Below are 22,693 nucleotides of genomic sequence, written 5' to 3'. Positions count from 1 at the left end.
TTGTTCGGGGTGTCCTGCTCGTGCCGGTCGGACGACCAGCCCGACCGGGTCAGTCCTGGAGGTGCTCCGAGCGGCGGCGGTTGCGAGCGGCTCGGAAGGTGAGCAGCCCGGCCCCGAGGAGCACGAGCACGCCGGCTGCGATCAGCCCCGGGGTGAGGTCGGCGCCCGTGTAGGCGAGGGCACCGGTGGACGACGAGCCTCCCGTCGAGGACACCGGCGTCGTGTCGCTGCCACCACCGGAGGTCGGGGGCGGGGTCGGCGTGGGCGTTGCTGCCGCCGGCACGACGAACGCCAGCGGGTTTCCCGCGCCGGTCGCCGGGGTGGTGATCGTCTTCCGCTGACCCGGGTCGTCTCCGGGGCCGACGACGACCTCGTACTCCGACGTGGGATTGAGCCCCGGCAGCACGAACGCGCCGTCTGGACCGGTCGTCGTGGTCACCGGCACGCCTGCGTCCGGATCGGTCGGCGTCGCGACGACCTGGACCCCGGCGACGGGGTCGCCGTTCGTGTCGGTGACGGTGCCCGGCTGGTCGACGACCTGCGGCGCAGCGGGCTCCGGCGTGGTGAAGGCGAAGTCCGCGTCCGTGACGTCCAGCCCGCCGGTCGTGTCCACGGCGAGGGTCGATGACCCCTCGGCGCCCTCGGCCGGGAGCGCAGAGCGCACCGTGTACGCACCGGGGACGGTCGTGAACTCGTACTTGCCCCCTGCGCCGGTGGTCGTGGACGCCAGCACGTTGCCGTCGGCGTCGAGCAGGTCGACGACCACTCCGGCGGGAACGGCGGTCGCGTCGAGTGTGACGGCGCCGGAGATCGTCGCGACGGCCGTCGGCGGCGCGGCGATGGGGTCCAGCTGCTCCGGTGGTGCGCCGGCTTCCCCGGTCGTGATCGCCACCGGGTCCCCGCCGTCCGCCGAGACGGCAAGGTCGGTGCCCGGGGGCAGACCGGAACCCGTGTAGACGCCTTCGCTGTTGGTCTCGGTGGTCACCAGGGTGGAGCCGTTCGTCGGGTCGATGATGACGACCGGGACGTGCGCCACGGGGGTCGTGCCGTCCTCAGCGGTGACGGTCCCGATGACGGACACCGTGCCGTCCGGTGCCGTGAACGAGAAGTTCTTCGTCGCGGGAACATCGCCGCTGTTGAGGTCGGCGACCGTTTCGGCATCGCCGGCTGCACCGGCTGGAGGCGTAATCTCGACTCGGTACCCATCGAGTGCCGGGAGGTCAGCGAAGTTGTAGCTCCCGTCAGATTTTGTGGTGGTCGTGTGGACGAGGCCATTCGCATCCGTCGCGGTGACGGTTGCGCCCGGGATCGGCGTGGTGTCGAGGGTGGCGACGCCGGTCAGCGCCGCCGTGCGCGACGCGAACCACGTCTGGTACACGGGGAACCCGCTGCGCCACTGGTAGCTGACCGTCAAGCTCAGGAGCGGGACGGTCGGGGTGAACCAGGCGCTCGCGCCGGCGGTGTCGTTCGCTGCGGCGTTCCCCGTGAGCGTGCCGGTCGACTCGTTCCAGGTCGGCTTGTCCTGCCCGGTCGTGCCGTCCGGGTCAGGTGTGCAGGACCATCCGCCCGGCGAGGACACCGAGCATGAGTTGTACGAGCCCTGGTACCCGAGCTGCGCTGGCGTGAAGGTTCGCCCGCCGGCGACGGTGGCGGTGATCGTCGCCTGGTCGGCGTCGATGTCACCCAGGACGAAGGACCAGCTACCGACCGGGGTGCTCCCGTCGAAGGTGTAGGTCGTCACGGACGGGCTGCCCGCGTTGTTCGCGTTCGGCCGCTGGTTGATGTAGGTGCGCCCCTTGCTCGACCCGTACAGCTGACCGGGCCCGGTCGCGGCGGACTGCCACGTGGACGCTCCGCTGATGACGGTCGCCTGCGATGCGTTGGACTTGAACGTGGTCGCCGGGAACCCCGGCATCGTCATGGTGCCGTTGTAGTCCTTGCCGGTCCCGCTGACCGTGAAGTCTCCCCAGTGCTGAGCCGGCGCAGCCGAGGCGCTCGTCGCTCCCCCGAGGGCCAACCCCGTCGCGAGGACGAACCCGGTCAGCCCGGCTGTCACCATCCGCCAACGGCGCATGCGTACTCCCCTGTTCGCGCACCGACCGACCTCAGTGCCCGCTCAGGTTATCGAGCAACCCCCAGTTCGGGCCAGATCGAGATCCGGTCGTGACACCTCACCCGTCACTCCCGCACCGCCTCCTCGAGTTCCGAGAGCGCCGCGACCTGTCCTGCGACGAGCATGGAGCGAGCGGCCTCGACCGGCACCCAGCGGGCGTCGTCGACCTCGGGCACCTCGACGAACCGCCCCGATCCACGCGGGAGTTCGAGTCGCACCGTGTTCGAGTGCACCGCGTCCACCGAGAACGACGGGGCGTGCCCGGCGAACACCGTCACACGCTTCCCGGACGCCTGGCGGAACTCGCCGAGGACGACGAGGTCCTCCGTCGGCGCCGCCACCCCGATCTCCTCCGCGAACTCCCGGAGCGCGGCATCGCGCGGCGCCTCGTCGTCGCCGTACTCGCCCTTCGGGATCGACCACGCACGTTCGCGCCGACGCCAGAACGGGCCGCCCATGTGCGCGACGAACACCTCGAGCACCCCGGACGCACCGGTCCGGTACAGCAGCAGTCCCGCACTCCGCACCACGCTGCGAGGCTACGCTCGCGCCATGCAGCGAAGCACCCAGCAGGGAGACGGCCTGCGCCCGGTTCGACTCGACGACGACCGGACCGTCCTGGTCGACGACACCGCGGACGGCACCGATGCGCGCCCAGACGCTCCGACCGTCGTCTGGCACCACGAGACGCCGCACACCGGCGCCCACCTCGAACCGGTCCGCCGCGCGGCAACGGATCGCGGCATCCGGCTGGTCGCCGTCACCCGCCCCGGCTTCGGCGGGGCCGACCCGCTGCCGGGCCGGTCGGTCGCCGACGGCGCCCGGGACCTCGAACAGGTGCTCGACGCGCTCGGCATCGGCCGTGTCACGGTCGTGGGCGGTTCCGGCGGCGGCCCGCACGCCCTCGCCGGAGCCGCGCTGCTCTCCGACCGCGTCACCGCCGTCGCGACGTTCGCCTCACCAGCCCCCTTCGTCGACGAGGCCGCCTGGTGGGACGGCATGGCCGACGACAGCGGCCTGCGCAGCGCGCAGGCCGGACGGGAGGCTCGGCTCGCCTGGGCGGAGACGGCCGGGTTCGACCCCGCGCAGTTCACCGACGCCGACTGGGCGGCCCTGGACGGGGACTGGGCCGCGCTGGGTCAGGACGCACAGGCGGCCGGCCCCACGAGCCTCCAGGGCGGTGCCGACGACGACGTGGCGTTCGTGACGGACTGGGGCTTCGCCCTCGCCGACGTGCGGGTGCCGGCGCTCGTCGAACAGGGCGTCGACGACCGGGTCGTCCCGGTCGCGCACGGACGGATGCTCGCGGCGGCCCTGCCGCACGCGACCCTGCACGAACGGTCGGGTCTCGGGCACGTGTCCGTCCTCACGGCACTCCCGCAGGCGATGGACTGGTTGCTCCGCGACGGCCGGGAGTAGTTTCAGCGCCAGGAGCGCCGACCGACGCCCCGCGCTGGCCCCGATGAGGAGGTCGATCGGGATGGACGAGCAGTGGACGAGCGTCACCCTCGCGGCGGATGCGGCACATCCGCACGAGGAAGCCGTCAGGTGGATCGCGGCGCGATCGGGGACCGGGATCCGGCACGTCCGGGTCGTCGGCGTCGACCCGGCGCTCGAGGGTCGCGTCGGTCCGGACGGCAAACGGGTCGCGGAGCACGTCGCGGACGAGACCAGGAGCGCGTTGCCCGGTGTCGAGGTCGCCGTCGTCCGGCACGCGGGCCCCGCTGCCGCAGCACTCCTCACGGAGTCGGACACGACGGACCTCCTGGTGATCGGGACGTTCCGGAGTCGACGCGGGTCCACCGTCGGGGGCGAGGCCGCGCGGGTCGCCGGACGCGCAGCGGTCCCGACCGTGGTCGTGCCGGACGGGCCGCACCCGATCGACGGGGACGTCGTCCTCGCGGTGGAGGACCCGCTCGACGAACGCGCCGTCGCGATCGCCGTCGACGAGGCCCGTCGCACGAACCGTCGGCTGACGCTCCTGCGCGCGTGGGAGATGCCCGTGCTCACCAGGACCGGCCTGACCGACTTCGCCGAGGACCCCGACCGCTGGCGGCTCCAGAACAAGGCGTTGCTCGCTCGGGTGTCGACGGAGATCGCGGGGCGGTACCCGGACGTCCGGCTACGGTCGCTCCTGGTCGAGGGTCGGCCGGGGCGGGCGATCGCCGGGCACACCCGGCACGCGTCGCTCGTCGTGCTCGGGCGCGGGCACGTCCGGGTGCTGTCGGGGTCGGTGTTGCGCGACGTGCTGCACGGGACGGTGTCGCCGGTGTGCGTCGTCCCGCCGTCGGCGCACGAGGCCGCGGAAGGTGCCGGGGCGGAAGGCGCTGCTGACGACGCCGAGGCGATCGGCTGACCGCTCAGCCGACCAGGTCGCGTCAGCCGAGCAGGTCGCGGATCGCCGCCTCTGCCCGACGGGCCAGGTACGCGACGCCCGCCGTGTTCGGGTGCAGGGCGCCGGGTTCCAGGTCGATCCGCCGGAGCCCGTTGGTGGAGTCGAGGGTGACCCCGGAGACGTACGGCCGCTTCGTCGCGCATGCCGAGCGCGCTTGGGTCGAGGCGAACACGTCGACGTAGCGGACACCCGCCGCGGCAGCAGCCGACCGGGTGACGTCGTTCAGTTCCTCCTGGACGCCGTGCAGGTAGCGCACGTCGGTGTTCGTGAACGGGTACGAGTTCGTCGGGAAGGACCCCGTGAGCGTCCCGATGTCGAGCGCCGACCGGAAGCACCCCTTCGCCGGGGTGTGGTCGGCGTCGGGGAAGATCGCCGGGTAGCCCAGGAAGACGATCTCGGCGTTCGGTGCCGCGTTCTTGATCGCCGCGAGGGTGTTCGCGATGCCCAGGGACACCCGCGCCTGGATCTTCGTACCGAGCTGGTCGACGCCGTCGCGGACCAGGGTGCTGCGGCAGGACGGGGCGTCCCGTCCGGAGAAGACCGGCCCTTTCGCCGAGAGCGCCAGGCACGACGCCGCGGTGCCGAAGAGGTCGGCGTCGTTCCCGCCGATGGTCAGCGTCACGAGCCGCGTGTCCGACGACAGCGCCTCGATCTGCGGTGGGACACCCCGGAACTGGTGTCCGCCGAGGATGTCCGCGCTCGTGGCACCCCCGCACGTGACGTCGTGCAGCGCGAGGCCGAACCGGGCGGCGATCCGGTGCGGGTAGTCCTGGGCGGACTGCCCGCACGCGGTCGTCGGCAGCCCGGTCGGGTCACCGAGCCCGTAGCCAGCCGAGTACGAGTCCCCCAGCGCCACGTACTCGCTGCCGACCGGCAGGTTCGCGAGACGCTCCGGCGGCTCGGACGTCGAACGGTACGGCTGCGGCACCGGCCAGAGCGGCGCCGCCGACGCGGACGGAGCGGCGATCGAGCCTGCTGCGAGCACGACGAACACCGCCAGTGCGGCGACCAGCGTCGAACGGACGGAACGGAGCAGGGCGGGTCCCTCGGGTGTGCGCGGGGTCGGACAGAGGGAACCAGGCTAGCCCGGCGTCCTCAGCGTCGGCCGAGTCGCCGTTCGCCGTTGCTGCCCGTGCGGTACTCGAGCCCGTAGTGCGAGTACAGCTCCGGCTCCGTCGCCGCGTCGAGCTCGCCGTCCGTGGGGATCGACGGGGCGTCCTTGATGAGCTTCTTCGCGAACGTGACGTGCAGGTGCTTCGGGGTGACGGTCGCACCGCTGAGCGGGACGAAGACCAGCTTCTGGAACCCGACGAGGCCGGTCTGCACGGCGCCGAACGCGGGCTCGGAGGTCGCGGTGTCGTAGTAGATGCTCTCGAGCGTCCCGACGCGGTCGTCGCCCTCGTCGACGACCGGCAGGCCGATCCAGTCCCGGATGTTGGCCGCTTCGAACACGGTGCTCCCTCCGCGGTCGCCGGTCGATCCGGCACCGCTCCTCGACGCTACCGGTCGGTACCTGCGTCCGCGCGGCCGGGGACGCCAAACCCGAGGACACCGGCATCGCCGACAACGCCGACGCCGAGCCCGTCCACCGCTGTGAGCACGTCGATCGCGTGCACGGCGAGGATCGCCGGATCGGGTTCCTCGGAGAAGACCTCGCCGCGACGGACCGACGCGTCCGTCAGCACGACGTGCGGCCCGGACGCCGGCGGCCCCCAGCTCTCGGGCGGTGCCGGTCCGAACAGCACGACCGAGGGGATGCCGTACGCCGATGCCAGGTGGGCCGCCCCCGTGTCCACCGTGACGACGACGCGCGCCGCGGCGACCACCGCGGCGAACGCGCGGAGGTCGAGGACGCCGGCCAGCACCGCCCCCGGCGGCAGGCCGGCCCCCTCCGCGACCGCGGTGGCGCGCTCGACGTCAGCCGGGCCTCCCGTCAGGACGACGTCGTGTCCGCGCTGGCGCAGTCCGCGCACCACCTCGGCGAAGCGGTCGACCGGCCAGTGCCGGGCGCCGTGGAACGCGCCGACGTGCACCACGGCGGCGCCGTCGACGACCGGGGGTTCGTCCGGGCGGTCGATCCCGACGTCGTCGGCGTCCCCCTCGATGTCGTACGCACGGAGGAGCGCGGTCCACCGCTCGCGTTCGTTGACGGTGCCGGTGTCCCACGTCGGTCCGCCGGTGCCGTGGTGGAGGAGCCGGCGCGCGCCGAGCGCGGCGACGAGGTCCTCGGACTCCGGACCGGCGCCGTGCAGGTTGACGGCCACGTCGGTCACGCCGGTCGGCACCCCGATCGGGTGGTCGAACCCCTGCTGCGCGAGGTGCACGTCGACGGACGGGATCAGCTCGACGAGCGGCGCGAGCCACGCCGTCGTCGCCAGGCTGATCCGGTGGTCGGGGAACGCGCGGCGCAGGGCGTGGTGGGCCGGGACGGCGACGAGCAGGTCGCCGAGCTTGATCGCGCGGAGCACGACGAGTTCCGGGCGGCCGTCGGACGGGGGCAGGCGATCGAGAGCGGTCACGAGCGGGACGGTAGCCGGACGTGGCCGACGGGCTCCCCAGGACGCGCTCCGCGGCTTTCCTGCCCGCGCACCCGGCACCCGGTGCGTAGAACTCGGGGCATGGCCCTCTCCGCGGACCGCCCCGTCGGCGGGATCCTGTTCGACCGGGACGACACCCTCGTCATCGACGTGCCGTACAACGCCGACCCGCACCGTGTCGTCCCCGTCCCGGGTGCGCGGCTCGCCGTGCAGCGCGCCCGAGAAGCCGGTCTCCCCGTGGGCGTCGTGACGAACCAGTCCGTGATCGCCAGGGGCGGGGCCACCCGCGCCGAGGTCGACGCGACGAACGCCCGCGTCGACGAGCTCGTCGGACCCTTCGCGGTGTGGTGCGTCTGCCCGCACGGCCCCGACGACGGCTGCGCGTGCCGGAAACCCCGCCCGGGGCTCGTCCTGCGGGCGTCCGAGGTGCTCGGGATCCCGGCGGAGGAGCTGGTCGTCATCGGTGACATCGGCGCGGACGTCGGTGCCGCTGCTGCCGCCGGTGCGCAGTCGATCCTCGTCCCGACGCGCTCGACCCGTCCGGAGGAGATCGCCGCGGCACCGACCGTGGCCGCAGACCTCGCCGAGGCGGTGGCGCTCGTGCTCGCGCGCGTGGTGGAGCGCCCGTGACCCGCGTCCTCGTGGCGCGGCTCGACTCGTTCGGCGACGTGCTCGTCGCAGGACCCGCCGTCCGCGCCGTCGCCGCCGGGGCGTCGCACGTCACGATGCTCTGCGGCCCCCAGGGCGCACCGGCTGCCGAACTGCTGCCGGGGATCGACGACGTCCGGGTCTGGGCAGCGCCGTGGGTCACCGAGACCCCCGGTGCCCTCGACGACGCAGCACTCGCGTCCTTCCGCCGGCTCGTCACCGAGGCCGACGTCGACGAGGCCGTCGTGCTCACCTCGTTCCACCAGTCGCCGCTCCCCCTCGCCGTCCTGCTCCGACTGGGCGGAGTCGCCAAGGTCACCGGCGCGTCGGTCGACCACCCCGGCACCCTGCTCGACGTGCGACTGCGGCCGGGTGAGGACCTGCCGGAGGACCTCCCCGAGCCGGAGCGCGCCCTGCGGATCGCGGCGGCGGCCGGGTTCCGGCTGCCGCCGGACGACGACGGGAGGCTCGCGGTGCGGCAGGACGCCGTCGCACCTCCGGACGTGGTCGGGTTGGGCCGCTACGTCGTCGTCCACCCGGGAGCCAGCGTCCCGGCGCGTTCCTGGCCGGTTGGTCACCACCGCGCGCTCGTCGCCGCGTACGCGGCACGCGGGACCCCGGTGGTCGTCACCGGGTCGCCGGGTGAGCGGGCGCTCACCGCGGAGGTCGCCGCCGGTGGAGCGCGGTACGACTCCCCCGTCATGGACCTCGGCGGACGGACGAGCCCCGGCCAGCTCGCCGCGGTGCTGGCCGGGGCAGAGGTGGTGGTCGTGGGCAACACCGGGCCGGCGCACCTGGCGGCTGCGGTGGGGGTGCCGATCGTCAGTCTGTTCTCGCCGGTGGTGCCCGCGGTGAAGTGGGCGCCGGTCGGGCCGTACGTCGAGCTGCTCGGGGACCAGACCGCGGCGTGCCGGCTGAGCCGTGCGCGGGAGTGTCCGGTGCCGGGGCACCCGTGCCTGTCCTCGGTGACGGTGTCGGACGTGCTGGCGGCGCACGACCGGCTGCTCGCTGCGCTGGGCTGATCGGGCGCTGGGCTGATCGGGCGCTGGGCTGACGCGGCTTCGCTGCGCTCCGTGGATGATCCGGGGGCAGTCTGCGAAGCACACCATGACCTGCTGCGTAGCGTCCTGCTCCTGCTCCACTCTTCGCCACACGACCGCATCGAAGGAATCGCATGCGCATCCTCCTCTGGCACGTGCACGGCGGCTGGATGGACGCCTTCGTCCGCGGCCGACACGAGTACCTCGTGCCCACGACCGATGCCCGCGACGCCTGGGGGCTCGGGACCGGTGGCCGTGACTGGCCGAAAGTGACGGAGATCGACCCCGCCGCGCTCCGCGAGACCGACGTCGACGTCGTCGTGCTGCAGCGGACCGAGGAAGCGGCCGCCGTCGCCGAGCTCCTGCCCGGACGCACCCTGCCGACCGTCTTCGTCGAGCACAACGCCCCGAGGACGGACGTGCCGAACTCCCTGCACCCCTTCCGGGACCGCGACGACCTGACCATCGCCCACGTCACGCACTGGAACGCGCTGATGTGGGACTGCGGCAGCACCAGGACGACCGTCGTCGAGCACGGCGTCGTCGACCCCGGGCCGCTGTGGACCGGCCGACGGGAGCGGTTCGGCGCCGTCATCAACGAGCCCGTCCGCCGTGGCCGGGTCGTCGGGACCGACCTGCTCGCGACGTTCGGTGCGGTCGCCCCCGTCGACGTCTGGGGCATGGGCACCGAACACCTCGTGGGCCTCGGTGCCGTCTCCGGGCTCGGAGACGTCCCGCCGGACCCGATGCACGCCGCGCTCGCGGAACGGCGCGCCTACCTGCACCCGAACCGATGGACGTCGCTCGGGCTCTCGCTGATCGAGGCGATGCACATGGCCATGCCCGTGCTGGTCCTCGCGACGACCGACGCCGCGCGTACGGTCCCGCCGGAAGCCGGCGCGATCTCCACCGACGTCTCGGAGTTGACGCGCGCTGCCAGGCTGCTCGTCGACGACCCGGACGAGGCACGGCGCCGGGGGCTCGTCGCCCGCGAAGCCGCGCTCGCACGCCACTCGCTCACCCGGTACCTGCGGGACTGGGACGACCTGCTCGACGACACCGTCACGCGCCACCGCCGTACTCGTCCCACGCCGGCTGGTCTCGCCGGTCACGCCGTCGGAGGGAACGCTCGATGAGGATCGCCATGGTCTCCGAACACGCCAGCCCGCTCGCGGTGCTCGGCGGCGTCGATGCCGGCGGGCAGAACGTGCACGTCGCCGCCCTGTCCGGTGCGCTCGCCGACCGCGGCCACGAGGTCACGGTCTACACCAGGCGGGACGACCCGACGCTGCCGCCGCGCGTCGCGCTGCGCCCGGGTGTCGAGGTCGTGCACGTCGACGCCGGACCGCCCGAGCACGTGCCGAAGGACGACCTGTTCCCTTGCATGGCGGTGTTCGCGCAGGTGCTCGCCGCCGAGTGGTTCGTCGACCGGCCGGACGTCGTGCACGGACACTTTTGGATGTCCGGGCACGCCGCGCTCGACGCCGTCACGCAGGTGCAGGCCCGCACGGGCGGCGTCCGGATCCCGATCGTGCAGACGTTCCACGCCCTCGGCGTGGTCAAGCGTCGGCACCAGGGTGCCGCGGACACGAGCCCGGCGGAGCGGGACTGGATCGAGCCCTCGGTCGGACGCGGCGTCGACCAGGTCGTCGCGACCTGCTCGGACGAGGCGTTCGAGCTCAAGGCGCTCGGCGTCCCGCTCCGCGCGATCTCCGTCGTCCCGTGCGGGGTCGACGTCGACCGGTTCCGGCCGACGGGCGCGGTCGAGGAACGGGGAAGGACCTCCAGGGTCCTGACCGCGTCGCGCCTCGTGCGTCGCAAGGGCGTCGGGACCACGATCGCCGCGCTGGCACGGCTCGTCGCCGCTGGGCGGGACGTCGAACTCGTCGTCGTCGGTGGGGCCGGTACGGCCGGTGCCGACCTGCCGGACGACCCCGAGTACCAGCGACTCGACACGCTCGCGCGACAGCTCGGCGTCCGTGACCACGTGCACTTCCGCGGCCAGCTCGGGCAGGACGAGATGCCGTCCGTGTACCGGAGCGCAGACGTGGTCGTGTGCGCACCGTGGTACGAGCCGTTCGGCATCGTGCCGCTCGAGGCGATGGCATGCGGTCGACCCGTCGTCGCATCGCGCGTCGGCGGTCTCATCGACACGGTCGTCGAGGAGTCCACGGGCATGCACGTCCCGCCCCGGGACGAGGACGCCGTCGCCGCAGCGGTCGCCGCGCTGCTCGACGACCCCGGGAAGGCCGACGCGTACGGCGCAGCCGGCCGAGCACGCGTCGAGAACCGGTACTCGTGGACGCGCGTCGCGGCGGACACCGAGCGCGTCTACGAACGGCTCATCGGCCGCACGGTCAGCACGGTCAGCACCCCAGAGCACGCTCCGCGGACGGCCCGAGCCGCCCGCAACACCGAGAGGACGGCACGATGACCATCGACCAGCACGGCATCGAGACGACCGAGCGGATGAGCGGCAGCGCCCGTGCGGTATTCGACCACGTCGCGGCCTCCGTTCCCGTCATCGCATCGCTCGTCGAGCACGGCGACCACATCGCGGCCTGGGCGGACGACGTCGCCGCTCGGCTCGTGTCCGGCCGCCGGCTCCTCGCAGCGGGCAACGGCGGATCGGCAGCGGAGGCGCAGCACCTGACGTCGGAGCTCACGGGTCGGTTCGACGGCGACCGCCCCGCGTACTCGGCGATCTCCCTGCACGCGGAGACCTCGGCGGTCACGGCCATCGGGAACGACTACGGGTTCGACGAGGTCTTCGCCCGTCAGGTCCGTGCACACGCCAGGGCGGGCGACGTCGTCGTGCTGCTGAGCACCAGCGGGAGGAGCCCGAACCTCCTGACCGCCGCAGCAGCCGCCAGGGCCGTCGGTGCCCGGTCGCTCGCCCTGACCGGTCCGCGGCCGAACCCGCTCGCGGACGCCGTGGACGACGCGATCTGCATCGACGGTCCGTCCGCCAACGTCCAGGAGGCGCAGCTGGTGCTCGTGCACGCGCTCTGCACCGCGATGGAACCGGCACTCCGCCGTGGGACCCGAGCATGACGGGCACCGGCCCCGGTGCAGCGCGCGAGCCGTCGTCGGCGCCGCTCCGGATCGTCGTCGTCGGGGACACCCTCCTCGACGTCGACGTCTCCGGCACGAGCGACCGCCTGAGTCCCGACGCACCGGTCCCCGTCGTCGACGTCCACACGGACGACCGACGTGCGGGCGGTGCCGGCCTCGTCGCGACGATGCTCGCGCGGGACGGGCACGAGGTGACGCTCGTCACCGTCCTCGGTGACGATGCCCACGCCGCGGAGATCACCGCGCTGCTGCCCGACGTACGGATCGTCGCCGGTCCGTCCGGTGCCCCGACGCCCGTGAAGACCCGCATACGCGTCGGTGACCATGCCCTGGTGCGGATCGACGAGGGATGCGAGACCCCGTCCGTGCCCGAGGCGACCCCGGCGATGACCGATGCGCTGCTGGACGCAGACGCCGTCGTCGTCGCCGACTACGGTCGCGGTGTCGCGGCCTCCCCCGCCGTCCGGGACGCGATCGCGGCCGCTGCGCGGTCGACGCCGGTCGTGTGGGACCCGCACCCGAAGGGAGCGGCGCCGGTCGCGGGCATCGCCGTCGCGACACCGAACGCCGCAGAAGCCCGGCGGTTCACCGGACTGGGTGGCACCGGCGTGCCGTTCGCGACCGACGCGGCCGAGACGTTGGTCCGCGAGTGGGACGTGCGCGCCGTCGCCGTGACGCTCGGCGACCGCGGCGCACTGGTCGGTCGCTTGGGCGGTAGCGGGCTCGACAGCCGGTTCGTGCCGGCGCCGTCCGTCACCCCCGGAGACCCGTGCGGTGCCGGAGACCGACTCGCGGCAGGAGTCGCCGTCGCACTGGCGTCCGGTGCGGACGTCGCCGACGCCGTCGCCGCCGGGGTCGCGGATGCGTCCGCCTACCTCGCCGCCGGCGGGGTGACATCGCTCCTCGCCGACACCGGCCGCCCACCGGCGGACGTGCCGGGAACCGATCGCGATGCCATGCGGGTCGTGCACCGCACCAGGAGTGCCGGCGGCGTCGTCGTCGCGACCGGCGGCTGCTTCGACCTGCTGCACGCCGGACACGCCAGGACCCTCTCCGCGGCACGCGCGCTCGGCGACTGCCTCGTCGTCTGCCTGAACTCCGACGACTCGGTCCGACAGCTCAAGGGACCCGAGCGGCCGATCATGAACCAGGACGACCGCGTCGAGCTCCTGCTCGCACTCGACTGCGTCGACGGCGTCGTGGTGTTCGACGAGACCACCCCGGACGAGGCGCTCCGACGCTTCCGCCCCGACGTCTGGGCCAAGGGCGGGGACTACACCGCCGACGCGCTGCCCGAGTCCGTCACCCTCGCCGAGTGGGGCGGTCGGGTCGTCACCGTCCCGTTCCACCCCGGTCGCTCCACCACCCGTCTCGCCGCGGCGCTCGCGCACGTCGGCTGAGCCCCACCGAAAGGAACCACATGCCCGTCCCCACCACCCCCATCGGCCGCGTCCTCGTCACCGGCGGCGCCTCCGGACTCGGAGCGGCCGTCGTCGACGCCGTCCTCGAGGCGGGCGGCACCCCGATCGTCCTCGACCTCCGCGTCGACGGCGTCGCCGACGGGGTCGACGCCGTGGCGGTCGACGTCACCGACACGGCGGCGACCGAGCAGGCCGTCCGGGACGCGGCCGAACGGCACGGTGGGCTCGACGCGGTCGTCACCGCCGCCGGCATCGACAAGCCGGCGCCGATCGGTGGCCTGTCCGCAGCCGACTGGGAACGGATCGTCGGCGTGAACCTGCTGGGGACCGCCGCTGTCGTCCGCGCCGCACTCCCCTCGCTCGAGCAGAGCCACGGCCGGGTCGTCACCGTGTCCTCGTCGCTCGCACTGCGCGGCGTGGGCGACGGCACCGCGTACTCCGCGTCGAAGTTCGGCGTCCGCGGGTTCTCGCAGGCGCTCGCCGCAGAAGCAGCGGGCAGCGTCGGCGTGACGAACGTGATCCCGGCGGGCATGCGGACCAACTTCTTCGCGGACCGCACCGAGCAGTACAAGCCGGGGCCGGACGCGCAGCTCATCGAGCCGTCGTACGTCGCCAACGCGATCCTGTTCGCGCTCGCCCAGCCCGCCGGGTGCGAGATCCGCGAGCTCTCGATCATGCCGGCCACGGAGCCGAGCTGGCCGTGACACCCAGGCCGTAGGCCGCAGGCGCTCAGCGTGTCCGGAGCAGGTCCTCCACCTCGGTGAGGACCTGCTCGGGCGTGACCTCGTCGACGTAGGACGGGTCGTGCTCGCACCGCTCGGCGGTCCAGCCCACCTGGGTCACGTCGATCCCGCAGACCGGGCAGCGGGTGACGAACGCCATCAGCACCCGGTGTCGCCCACGGTCGAACGGCCCGGCGTTGATGACGTTGCCGAACCAGAACACACCCACCGTCCGTGTGCCGACCGCCACGGCGAGGTGCCGGGGACCGGAGTCGTCGCCCACCATGACGTCGGCAGCCGCCAGCACGGCGGGCAGTTCCCGGAGCGGCAGCGCGCCGACGAGGTCGTGCAATCGGGGTGCACGGTCCGTGCCCACGGCCGCCACGATCGCATCGGCCGCGGCACGGTCGGAATGGTCCCCGACGAGGACCACGTCGTCGCCGGCATCGATCCGCGCCGAGGCGACGGCCGCGAACCGGTCGGGGCTCCAGCGGCGCCGCGGGTCCGTCGCGCCGGGGTGCATCGCCACGAGTGTCCCGGACACCCCGAGCCGCGACCGGACCGCGTGCCGCTCGTCCTCGGGCACCGTCAGGCGCGGATCGAGCGTGACCGGTTCGGCCCCGGCGAGTGCGACCACCTCGAGTCCCCTGAGCACTTCGTGCTGGTAGTACACGTAGCGGACCCAGCGCTCGAGGACCTCGGCGTCCTCGGTCGCGGTGCCGACGGTGTGCCGTGCCCCGAGCCGGAGCAGGAACGGGTTCGAGTTGCGGCCGCCACCGTGCAGCTGCACGGCGAGGTCGAACCTGCCGCGGAGCCGGTGCTCGAAGTCCGCGAGGGACGGTGCGTCCACGCCGCTGTCACGCACGCCCGGCGAAACAGGGATCTCCTCGAACGCGTGCACCGAGGCGGTCCGGCCGACGAGCAGCTCCGCGGCGGCCGGCGTGCCGAGCAGTGTCACCCGCGCATCGGGGTACGCGGCCGCCAGCGCATCGATCGCGGGCATCGCGAACATCAGGTCGCCGAGTCCCCCGCCACGGAGCACCGCGATCTCGCGGATCCCCTCGAACCGTCGTCCACCGTCTCCGATGCGCACCGAGTGCTCCCCTTTCGTCGATGCCCTGTCTACCGACGGCAGTCCGAGAGCACGTCCGGTCAGCCGCGGAACGCGTTGCCGTGACCGCGCCCAGCAACGGGAGCGGACCGTCGGAGACCCGCACCGTCCGCGTCCCTGGAAGGACCCGCATGACGCTCGAAGCCCCCACCACGACCGACCGGATCGTCGTCCTCGACCCCGTCACCGGATCGGTCGCGTCGACGACCACCGCGGCGACCGCCGACGAGATCCGGGACGCGGTCGCCACGGCACGCGTTGCGTTCCCGGCCTGGTCGAGGACCGCCCCGGCGGACCGTGGTGCGCTGCTCCGCGATGCCGCCGAGCACCTCCGCGCGCACGCCGTCGAGCTCGCCGACCTGAACACCCGCGAGACGGGCAAGGTCCCCGGCGACGCGCTCGGCGGTGTGGAGGCCGGCATCGGCACGCTCCTGCAGTACGCGGAGCTCGGTCCGCTGCACCGCGGCGAGTCCTTGCGAGGACAGCACGGTGCCGTGGACTGGACCGTGCCGCACCCCCGCGGCGTCGTCCTCGCGCTCACCCCGTGGAACGACCCCGTCGCCGTCGCGCTGGGCATCGTCGGCGCAGCGGTCGTCACCGGCAACACCGTCGTGCACAAGGGCAGCGAGCGGTGCCCGGCCACGATCCAGCGCCTCAACGCACTCCTCGCCGAGGTCCTGCCGGAGGGGGTCCTCGTCGGGGTCGACGGTGACGCGGCGACCGGCGAGGCGCTGCTCGCCGAGGACGGCATCGCGGTCTACGCGCACGTCGGCTCCACCGCGACCGGGGACCGGCTCACCGCGGTCGCCGCCACCACACGCGCCCACGTGATCCGCGAGAACGGCGGCAACGACGCGCTCGTGGTCGACGCCGGCGTCGATCCGACCTGGGCCGCCGCGCAAGCAGCGCTCGGGGCGTTCGCGAACACCGGCCAGATCTGCACGAGCGTCGAGCGCATCTACGTCCACCGGGACGTCGCCGAGGCGTTCGTCGGCGCGCTCGTCGCCGAGGCGGACGCCCGCACGGCCGCCCCCGCGTCCGAGTTCGGTCCCCTGGTCGACGAGCGGCTCCGGGTGCTCGTCCAGCAGCACGTCGACGACGCGGTCGGTCGTGGTGCGACCGTCCGGACCGGCGGCGTGGTGCCCGACGGTGTCGGCTCCTCCTACCCGGCCACCGTGCTCACCGACGTGCCCGACGACGCGCTCGCCATGACCGAGGAGACCTTCGGCCCGATCGCGCCGGTGCGCGTCGTCGACAGCTTCGACGAGGGTCTCCGTCTCGCCGCCGCCGACCGGTACGGCCTCGCGGCGACCGTGCTCACGGCCGACACCGGCAACGCCCTCCTGGCCGCCGCGACGCTGCCCGTCGGGACGGTGAAGGTGAACGCCGTCTTCGGCGGCGCACCCGGTGGCAGTGCCGAGCCCCGCGGCGCGTCCGGATCCGGGTTCGGCTACGGTCCGCACCTGCTGGACGAGATGACCACGACCACGGTGGTCCACCTGGAACCGGCCCCACGGACCACCAGCGCCGACAAGCGCCCCGCCGACGAGCGCCCCGCCGACGGACACCCCGCCGACGAGCGCCCCGCCGACACCGCCGCCGCCGAGGGGTACGACCGGTGACCGCCGACGTCCGGCTCATCCGCGACGTCGTCGCCAGGATCGACGACCGCGACCCGCTCGTGGTCGTGATCGGCGACCCCATCCTCGACCGCTGGACGATCGGCGAGGCGGAACGCGTCTCGCGCGAGGCGCCGGCACCGGTCGTCCGCGTCACCGAGACGATCGCGGTCCCCGGTGGCGCCGCGAACACCGCGGTGAACGCCCGTGCCCTCGGCGCCCGCGTGGTCCTCGTCGGGATCATCGGCGACGACGAGGCCGGCTCGGTGCTCCGCGCCCGCCTCGACGTCGCCGGCGTGGACACGACCCACCTCCTCGCCGTCCCCGGCGCGACGACCACCACGAAGACGCGCATCGTCGGCGGCGACCGCGTCGTCGTCCGGGTCGACGAGCTCGCCGGTGCGCCGACCACCGCCCACCGAGAGCAGCTCGCCGCCGCGATCGGGCGCGCGCTGCACGGTGCCGACGCCGCGATCGTCTGCGACTACGGCCTCGGCGTCTCGCCGGAGACCGTCCTGCCCGTGCTCAACGGCGATCGCCCCGCCGTCGTCGTCGTGGACGCGCACGACCTCCGCGGGTGGCACGACCTGCGCCCGGACCTCGTCACGCCGAATGCGGCGGAGACGGCGGCGCTCTTGGGGTCCGACCTCGGTCAGGGGGCCGATCGTGCCGGCGCCGTGATCGCAGCGCACGGGGACGTGCTCCGGGTCACCGGAGCGCGGGCCGCCGCCGTCACGCTCGACCGCGACGGATCGGTCCTCCTCGTGGCCGGAGCCGGCACCGGGACCGGCAACGGGACCGGGCACCGCACCCGCGCCACGCCGGCGTCCGAGCAGCAGGCGTCCGGCGCCGGGGACACGTTCTGTGCCGCGGCGAGCATCGCCCTCGCCGCGGGCTGCGACGCCCGGGCGGCCGTGGCGTTCGCGCAGGCAGCGGCGGACGTCGTCGTCCGCGAGGCCGGGACCTCCACGTGCGACACCGCCGCGCTCCTCGCGTCGGTCGAGGCGCCGGCGGAGACCGTGGTCGACCACGACGAGCTCGCCGCCGCGGTCGGACTCGCCCGCGAGCAGGGACGGCGGGTCGTGTTCACGAACGGCTGCTTCGACGTCGTCCACCGCGGCCACACCACCTACCTGCGACAGGCGAAGGAGCTCGGCGACCTGCTCGTCGTGGCGCTCAACGACGACGACTCGGTGCGGCGGCTGAAGGGCCCGGAGCGGCCGATCAACACCGCGGAGGACCGGGCAGGCGTCCTCGCTGCCCTCGCCTGCGTCGACCTCGTGACCGTCTTCGCCACGGACACCCCGATCCCGCTGCTCGAACGGGTCCGCCCCGACGTCTACGTCAAGGGCGGCGACTACTCGCCGGAGATGCTGCGCGAGACCGAGGTGGTCCGTGCCTACGGCGGCGAGGTGGTGATGGTCGACTACGTCCCGGAGCAATCCACGAGCGCGGTCGTGCGGCGGATCCGGGAGACCGCACGGGGTGAGGCCGACTGAACCGACCGCGGAAGTCATACCCGGGTAGGGGGCGGTGGGCCCCGCAGTGGGATGGCAGCGCGTCGGCGGCTCCGTAGCGTCGACACCGTCGGCGAGCGTCGCCGACGGACAGGAGCCCGCCGTGTTCGACCAGCTCACCCCGCTCGTGGTGGACCTCGCCGCCAGCCCGCTCGTCTTCGTCGTGCTGTTCGCCCTGTGCCTGGTCGACGGGTTCTTCCCACCGGTCCCCAGCGAGGCCGCCCTCGTCGCGATCGCCGCCGTCGCGGCCACGACCGGCAGCCCGCTGCTGGCCGGGGTCCTCGTCGCGGCGGCGCTGGGTGCCGTCGCGGGCGACTCGATCGCCTACTGGATCGGCCGGCGCGTCGGTCTCGCACGGCTCGCGGATGCACGTCGGCCGAAGGTCGCCGCGGCCTTCGCCTTCGCACAGCGCCAGATGCAGCGGCGCTCCGCCAGCCTGATCCTGGTCGGCCGCTACATCCCGGTCGGTCGGGTGGCCGTCAACACGACCGCGGGGGCGACACGGCTGCCCTACCGGCGGTTCCTCGCGATCAGCACGATCGCCGGCTTCGCCTGGGCGGCGACCTCCATCGGCATCGCCCTCGCAACGTCGAGCGTGCTGCACGAACCCCTCGTCGCAGCCGGCGTGTCGATGGCGATCGCGGTGCTGCTCGGTGTCGTCGTCGACCGCGTGATCGGTAGGCTCGGCCGCAGACGCGCGACCCGCGCGGCCGCCCACGAGTCCGCCGCGGACGAGACCAGCACGACCGCCACCAGCACCAGGGCCGTGACCGCCCGCAGCACCACCGGAGAGATCGTCCGCCCGTGACCCCAGCACCCCGACCCGCCTGGCAGGTGCTCGCGATGCGCATCGGCCTGGTGGTCGTCGCCGGCTCCCTGTTCGCCGTCGCCGCGCCGGTCACGGCCGTGGTCTACGACGTGCCGGTCCCGCTCGCGATGCTCGTCTCGGCCGTCCTCAGCCTCACGATCGGCATCGCGCCGTGGGTCCCGCGCACCGCCGCCGTCCTGCACCTGGCCGCACTCGGAGCGCTCGGGTTGCTCACCGCGGGGTCCGCAGCCGGCCCATGGCCCGTCCCCGTCACGGGCATCATCGGCCTGAGCGTCCTCCTCGTCGTGCTCGGTGTGCGCACCACCTGGCGGCTCACGGCGATCGTCTGGGGCGCCGCGACGGTGATCCCGCTCGTCCTCGTCGCCGTCTCCCCCGGCCGGTGGGACCAGGCGGACGTCTGGACCGCGAGCTTCGTCGTGTCCGCCGGCGACACGCTCATCCTCTCGGCGGCCGCGGTCGTGATCGGGCAGCGGCGGTCGATCCGCGCCGAGCTCGACGCAGCACGCCGCGACGCCGACACGGAGCAGGCCCGCCGTCGCTCGGTCGAGGAGCGCGCACGCATCGCCCGCGAGCTGCACGACGTCGTGGCGCACAGCATGTCCGTCGTGCACATGCAGGCCGAGTCCGCGCCGTACCGGGTGGCCGACCTGCCGGACGGCGCGCGAGCCGAGTTCGCGGCCATCGCGGAGACGTCGCGCACGGCGCTCCGCGAGATGCGTCAGCTGCTCGGCACGCTCCGCGGCGACGAGGATGCGGAGCGTGCGCCGCAACCGCGGCTCGTCGACCTGCCGACGCTGGTCACCGCGACGCGTGCGGCAGGCATCCCGGTGACGCTCGACGTCGGTGACGACAGCGGGGTCGGCCGGCTCACCGAGCTGACCGCGTACCGGGTCGTGCAGGAGGCGCTCGGCAACGTCGCCCGGCACGCGTCCGGCGCGTCCACCGTCGTGACGGTCGGGAGGCACGGCTCGCGTCTCCGGGTAACGGTCACCAACGCCGCTCCCGACGTCCAGGGCGTCCCGCCCGCTCCGCCGGACGACGGTGGCTTCGGCCTCGCCGGCATGCGCGAGCGGGTCACCGCCGTCGGCGGCACGATCGACCACGGTCCCACGACCGACGGCGGGTTCCGGGTCGTCGCGGACCTCCCGGTGCACGCCGACGACCCGGTGCACGCTGACGACCCGGTGCACACCGACGGGGGGACCCGATGATCCGTGTGATGGTGGTCGACGACCAGCAGATGTTCCGGATGGGGCTCCGCGCCATCCTGCAGGCCCAGGACGACGTCGAGGTGGTCGCCGAGGCCGGCGACGGCGTGGAGGCGGTCGCGCTCGGCATCCGGCTGCGGCCGGACGTGGTGCTCATGGACGTCCGCATGCCCGAGCTCGACGGCATCGAGGCGACCCGCCGCCTGCTCGCCGCCCCGACCGCCACCCCGGTCCGGGTCCTCATGCTGACGACGTTCGACATCGACGACTACGTCTTCGACGCGCTCCGCGCCGGCGCGAGCGGCTTCCTGCTCAAGGACGCCAGTGCCGACGAGCTCGTCGGGGCGGTCCGCACCGTGGCCGCCGGCGACGCGCTGCTCGCGCCGCGGGTGACCCGGCACCTCGTCGAGGCCTTCGTCGCCGCTCCCCCGCCGTCGACACCCCGCGAGCACGTGCTCGACGTGCTCACGGACCGCGAGCGCGACGTCTTCATGCTCGTCGCCCGCGGCCGGTCGAACACCGAGATCGCCGGCGACCTGTACATCGCCGAGCAGACGGTGAAGACCCACGTCGGCCGGATCCTCGCGAAGCTCCAGCTCCGCGACCGGGTGCACGCGGTGGTCCTGGCGTACGAGTCCGGCCTGGTCGGGCCCGCCTGAGCGGACACCGGCCAGGCCGGACCGTGCGCACCGCGGGATCAGCGGACGCGGACCTGCTTCGACGCCTGCTTGCCGGACTGCACGCCCGTGAAGGTCACGGTCGACGACCCCTTCGTCGCCCGCCACGAGACGGTTGCGGTGCCGTCGATGACGTCCACCGTGCCGAGGTCGGTCGACCCGACGGCGACCCGCACCTGGCGGTCACCGGCGAACCGGCTGCCCGTCAGCACGACCCGCTGGTTCGGGCGAGGAGCCCCGACGGACAGGTCGATCCGCGCGCCACGGCTGAGTGCGGCGAGGTCGGCGTTCAGCCGGAGTCCGTCGGAGATCGTGAAGAACGTGTCGTTCTGGTCGGTGAGCCCGACGACGTTCGCGGCGCCGGGACCGGAGGCCGCGATCCGGACCTGCGTGCCGGTGTGCTGCTGGGACGCACCGGCGCCCGCCGTGCCGTAGGAGACCTTCATCGTCGTGCCGTCGGCCGTGACGAGTGCGGTGGACAGCGAGGCCGGCGGGGTGTTGTCGACGATCTGGCTCGAGTGCGCGTGGTCCGCGGTCGCGATGACGAGGGTGTTGCCGTCCTTCTCGGCGAACGCGAGCGCGGCCTGCACGGCCTCGTCGAAGTCGATCGTCTCGCCGATCTGGCCGCACGCGTCGGCGGCGTGGTCCTGCTTGTCGATGCTCGCGCCCTCGACCTGCAGGAAGAAGCCCTTGCCGTTCGACGCGCCGCGGTTCAGCAGCCCGATCGACTTGTTCGTCAGCGACTGCAGCGAGAGGCCGGTGTCGAGGCGCGCCGGGTTCGGCGTGCAGCGCACCGGTGCCTGGTCGGCTCCGCCCACCGTCGCCGTCGTCGGCGCGTAGCGGGTCGGGAAGTTGCCCGGCGTGAAGAGACCGAGCAGCGGCTGCTTCTGGTCGGCCTTCCGCACACCGGCGAGCCCGGCGGCGTCGTCGACCACCTGGTAGCCGCGTGCACCTGCCTGGTCGAAGAGCGTCTTGCCCGCGTACTGCCCGGCCTTGGCCGTCTGGGTGAAGCTCGCCGAGCCACCGCCGAGCGTGACGTCGGGACGGGCGTTCAGCAGCTGCTCGCTGATCGACCCGAGCCCGCCGTTCTGCAGCGCGTCCGACCCGCACGACGCGGTGTCCGGTCCGTAGCAGCTCCGGGCGCCGACGTGGGCGACCTGCACCGCAGGGGTGGCGTCCTGGATCTCCGCCGTCGAGACGTTGCCGGTGCGCAGGCCGTTCGCCTTCGCCAGCTCGAGGAGGGTCTGCTGCGGTGCACCGTCGATGTCGACCGAGATCGCGCCGTCGTAGGTCTTGGTGCCGGTCGCCCAGGCGCTGCCGGATGCCGCCGAGTCGGTGACGTAGTCGGGCTTGCCCTTGTCCGCACCGTCCTTCACGAGCGAGTACGTCGTGTACGACCCCGTCAGCGGGAGCGCGTCGAGCCCGGGCAGGCGACCGGCGGCGCCGTACTCGTAGTTGCGCGCGACCGTGATCTCGGAGTCGCCCATCCCGTCGCCGATGAGCAGGATCACGTTCTTCGCGTTCGCGTTCTTGATCGCCTGCCGGACGGCCTGGGTCTGGTCGCCCGCTGCTCGTTGTGCCCCACCGTGCTGGTCGAGCGCGAGTTGGCTGACGGCCTCGGCGGTGCCGGGAAGCGCGATCGCGGCGGCGACGACGACGGCCCCGATCGCGAGTGCCGCGCGCCGACGGCGCTTCGGTGTGTGCTGTTCCATGTCGGTTCCCCTCGTCATGCGCCCCGAACGGGTGCCATCCGAGGATGGCTGTACGGGGGTACAGGCGGG

21 protein-coding genes are annotated in these 22,693 nt (G+C 73.7%); 14 read left to right on the top strand and 7 right to left on the bottom strand.

Annotated features, from left to right (window positions below; genetic code table 11):
- Positions 1-49: 49 nt before the first annotated feature.
- A complete protein-coding gene (locus ACO0E1_RS09015) occupies positions 50-2,074 on the bottom strand; it encodes a carboxypeptidase regulatory-like domain-containing protein (protein WP_422873888.1) in 2,025 nt (674 codons plus the stop codon).
- Between the two features lie 104 nt (positions 2,075-2,178).
- On the bottom strand, positions 2,179-2,643 hold the full coding sequence (locus ACO0E1_RS09010) for an NUDIX hydrolase (RefSeq protein ID WP_422873887.1): 465 nt from the start codon (positions 2,641-2,643) through the stop codon (positions 2,179-2,181).
- A gap of 22 nt (positions 2,644-2,665) precedes the next feature.
- Between ACO0E1_RS09010 and ACO0E1_RS09005 the strand changes: the two genes are divergently transcribed.
- Together ACO0E1_RS09005 and ACO0E1_RS09000 are read left to right on the top strand one after the other, a co-directional pair.
- On the top strand, positions 2,666-3,532 hold the full coding sequence (locus tag ACO0E1_RS09005; protein WP_422873886.1) for an alpha/beta fold hydrolase: 867 nt from the start codon (positions 2,666-2,668) through the stop codon (positions 3,530-3,532).
- Positions 3,533-3,593: 61 nt separating this feature from the next.
- Positions 3,594-4,469, top strand: coding sequence for a universal stress protein (locus ACO0E1_RS09000; protein ID WP_422873885.1), 876 nt, complete (start codon positions 3,594-3,596; stop codon positions 4,467-4,469).
- Positions 4,470-4,491: 22 nt separating this feature from the next.
- Here ACO0E1_RS09000 and ACO0E1_RS08995 read toward each other — a convergent pair whose 3' ends face one another.
- From ACO0E1_RS08995 to ACO0E1_RS08985, 3 genes are all read right to left on the bottom strand, one after another.
- Positions 4,492-5,493 (bottom strand): SGNH/GDSL hydrolase family protein, encoded by a 1,002-nt coding sequence (locus ACO0E1_RS08995; RefSeq protein WP_422873884.1) that lies wholly within the window; start codon positions 5,491-5,493, stop codon positions 4,492-4,494.
- Positions 5,494-5,603: 110 nt separating this feature from the next.
- A complete protein-coding gene (locus ACO0E1_RS08990; RefSeq protein WP_422873883.1) occupies positions 5,604-5,960 on the bottom strand; it encodes a PRC-barrel domain-containing protein in 357 nt (118 codons plus the stop codon).
- A gap of 47 nt (positions 5,961-6,007) precedes the next feature.
- Positions 6,008-7,027 (bottom strand): glycosyltransferase family 9 protein, encoded by a 1,020-nt coding sequence (locus tag ACO0E1_RS08985; RefSeq protein ID WP_422873882.1) that lies wholly within the window; start codon positions 7,025-7,027, stop codon positions 6,008-6,010.
- A gap of 99 nt (positions 7,028-7,126) precedes the next feature.
- Between ACO0E1_RS08985 and ACO0E1_RS08980 the strand changes: the two genes are divergently transcribed.
- The 7 genes from ACO0E1_RS08980 (at position 7,127) to ACO0E1_RS08950 (ending at position 13,933) form a co-directional block, all read left to right on the top strand.
- Positions 7,127-7,675, top strand: coding sequence for a D-glycero-alpha-D-manno-heptose-1,7-bisphosphate 7-phosphatase (locus ACO0E1_RS08980; RefSeq protein ID WP_422873881.1), 549 nt, complete (start codon positions 7,127-7,129; stop codon positions 7,673-7,675).
- Positions 7,672-8,715: a glycosyltransferase family 9 protein gene (locus tag ACO0E1_RS08975; RefSeq protein WP_422873880.1), complete on the top strand. Its 1,044-nt coding sequence runs from the start codon at positions 7,672-7,674 to the stop codon at positions 8,713-8,715. Before ACO0E1_RS08980 ends, ACO0E1_RS08975 begins: the two co-directional genes overlap by 4 nt.
- Positions 8,716-8,867: 152 nt before the next feature.
- Positions 8,868-9,869: a glycosyltransferase family protein gene (locus ACO0E1_RS08970; protein WP_422873879.1), complete on the top strand. Its 1,002-nt coding sequence runs from the start codon at positions 8,868-8,870 to the stop codon at positions 9,867-9,869.
- On the top strand, positions 9,866-11,167 hold the full coding sequence (locus ACO0E1_RS08965; RefSeq protein WP_422873878.1) for a glycosyltransferase: 1,302 nt from the start codon (positions 9,866-9,868) through the stop codon (positions 11,165-11,167). The genes ACO0E1_RS08970 and ACO0E1_RS08965 overlap by 4 nt, the downstream gene beginning before the upstream one ends.
- Positions 11,164-11,787 (top strand): D-sedoheptulose-7-phosphate isomerase, encoded by a 624-nt coding sequence (locus ACO0E1_RS08960; protein ID WP_422873877.1) that lies wholly within the window; start codon positions 11,164-11,166, stop codon positions 11,785-11,787. Before ACO0E1_RS08965 ends, ACO0E1_RS08960 begins: the two co-directional genes overlap by 4 nt.
- Positions 11,784-13,208, top strand: a complete 1,425-nt coding sequence (locus ACO0E1_RS08955) for a PfkB family carbohydrate kinase (RefSeq protein WP_422873876.1) — start codon at positions 11,784-11,786, stop codon at positions 13,206-13,208. The genes ACO0E1_RS08960 and ACO0E1_RS08955 overlap by 4 nt, the downstream gene beginning before the upstream one ends.
- 20 nt (positions 13,209-13,228) lie before the next feature.
- On the top strand, positions 13,229-13,933 hold the full coding sequence (locus ACO0E1_RS08950; protein ID WP_422873875.1) for an SDR family oxidoreductase: 705 nt from the start codon (positions 13,229-13,231) through the stop codon (positions 13,931-13,933).
- A gap of 25 nt (positions 13,934-13,958) precedes the next feature.
- Here the strand turns inward: ACO0E1_RS08950 and ACO0E1_RS08945 are convergent, their stop codons facing one another.
- The gene (locus ACO0E1_RS08945; RefSeq protein WP_422873874.1) at positions 13,959-15,044 is read right to left on the bottom strand and encodes a glycosyltransferase family 9 protein; all 1,086 of its coding nucleotides are present in this window, start codon (positions 15,042-15,044) and stop codon (positions 13,959-13,961) included.
- A 149-nt stretch (positions 15,045-15,193) separates the two neighbouring features.
- On the opposite strand from ACO0E1_RS08945, the gene ACO0E1_RS08940 reads away from it, so the two are divergent.
- From ACO0E1_RS08940 to ACO0E1_RS08920, 5 genes are read left to right on the top strand one after another with little or no spacing between them, the layout of a single operon-like run.
- The gene (locus ACO0E1_RS08940; RefSeq protein ID WP_422873873.1) at positions 15,194-16,684 is read left to right on the top strand and encodes an aldehyde dehydrogenase family protein; all 1,491 of its coding nucleotides are present in this window, start codon (positions 15,194-15,196) and stop codon (positions 16,682-16,684) included.
- A complete protein-coding gene (gene rfaE2 / locus ACO0E1_RS08935) occupies positions 16,681-18,180 on the top strand; it encodes a D-glycero-beta-D-manno-heptose 1-phosphate adenylyltransferase (protein ID WP_422873872.1) in 1,500 nt (499 codons plus the stop codon). Before ACO0E1_RS08940 ends, rfaE2 begins: the two co-directional genes overlap by 4 nt.
- A gap of 46 nt (positions 18,181-18,226) precedes the next feature.
- Positions 18,227-19,006, top strand: coding sequence for a DedA family protein (locus tag ACO0E1_RS08930; protein ID WP_422873871.1), 780 nt, complete (start codon positions 18,227-18,229; stop codon positions 19,004-19,006).
- Positions 19,003-20,238 carry a sensor histidine kinase gene (locus ACO0E1_RS08925; RefSeq protein WP_422873870.1) on the top strand — a complete coding sequence of 412 codons (1,236 nt, stop codon included), beginning with the start codon at positions 19,003-19,005 and terminating at the stop codon, positions 20,236-20,238. The genes ACO0E1_RS08930 and ACO0E1_RS08925 overlap by 4 nt, the downstream gene beginning before the upstream one ends.
- An 8-nt stretch (positions 20,239-20,246) precedes the next feature.
- Positions 20,247-20,894, top strand: coding sequence for a response regulator (locus ACO0E1_RS08920; protein WP_479723422.1), 648 nt, complete (start codon positions 20,247-20,249; stop codon positions 20,892-20,894).
- Between the two features lie 38 nt (positions 20,895-20,932).
- On the opposite strand, the gene phoA is transcribed toward ACO0E1_RS08920, so the two are convergent.
- Complete coding sequence (gene phoA, locus ACO0E1_RS08915; RefSeq protein ID WP_422873868.1) at positions 20,933-22,624, bottom strand: alkaline phosphatase; 1,692 nt, start codon at positions 22,622-22,624, stop codon at positions 20,933-20,935.
- Positions 22,625-22,693 lie beyond the last annotated feature (69 nt).

The sequence above is a fragment of the Curtobacterium guangdongense genome (assembly GCF_049341845.1).
Taxonomy (GTDB): domain Bacteria; phylum Actinomycetota; class Actinomycetes; order Actinomycetales; family Microbacteriaceae; genus Curtobacterium; species Curtobacterium guangdongense.
This window is presented reverse-complemented; position numbering and strand designations above follow the sequence as displayed.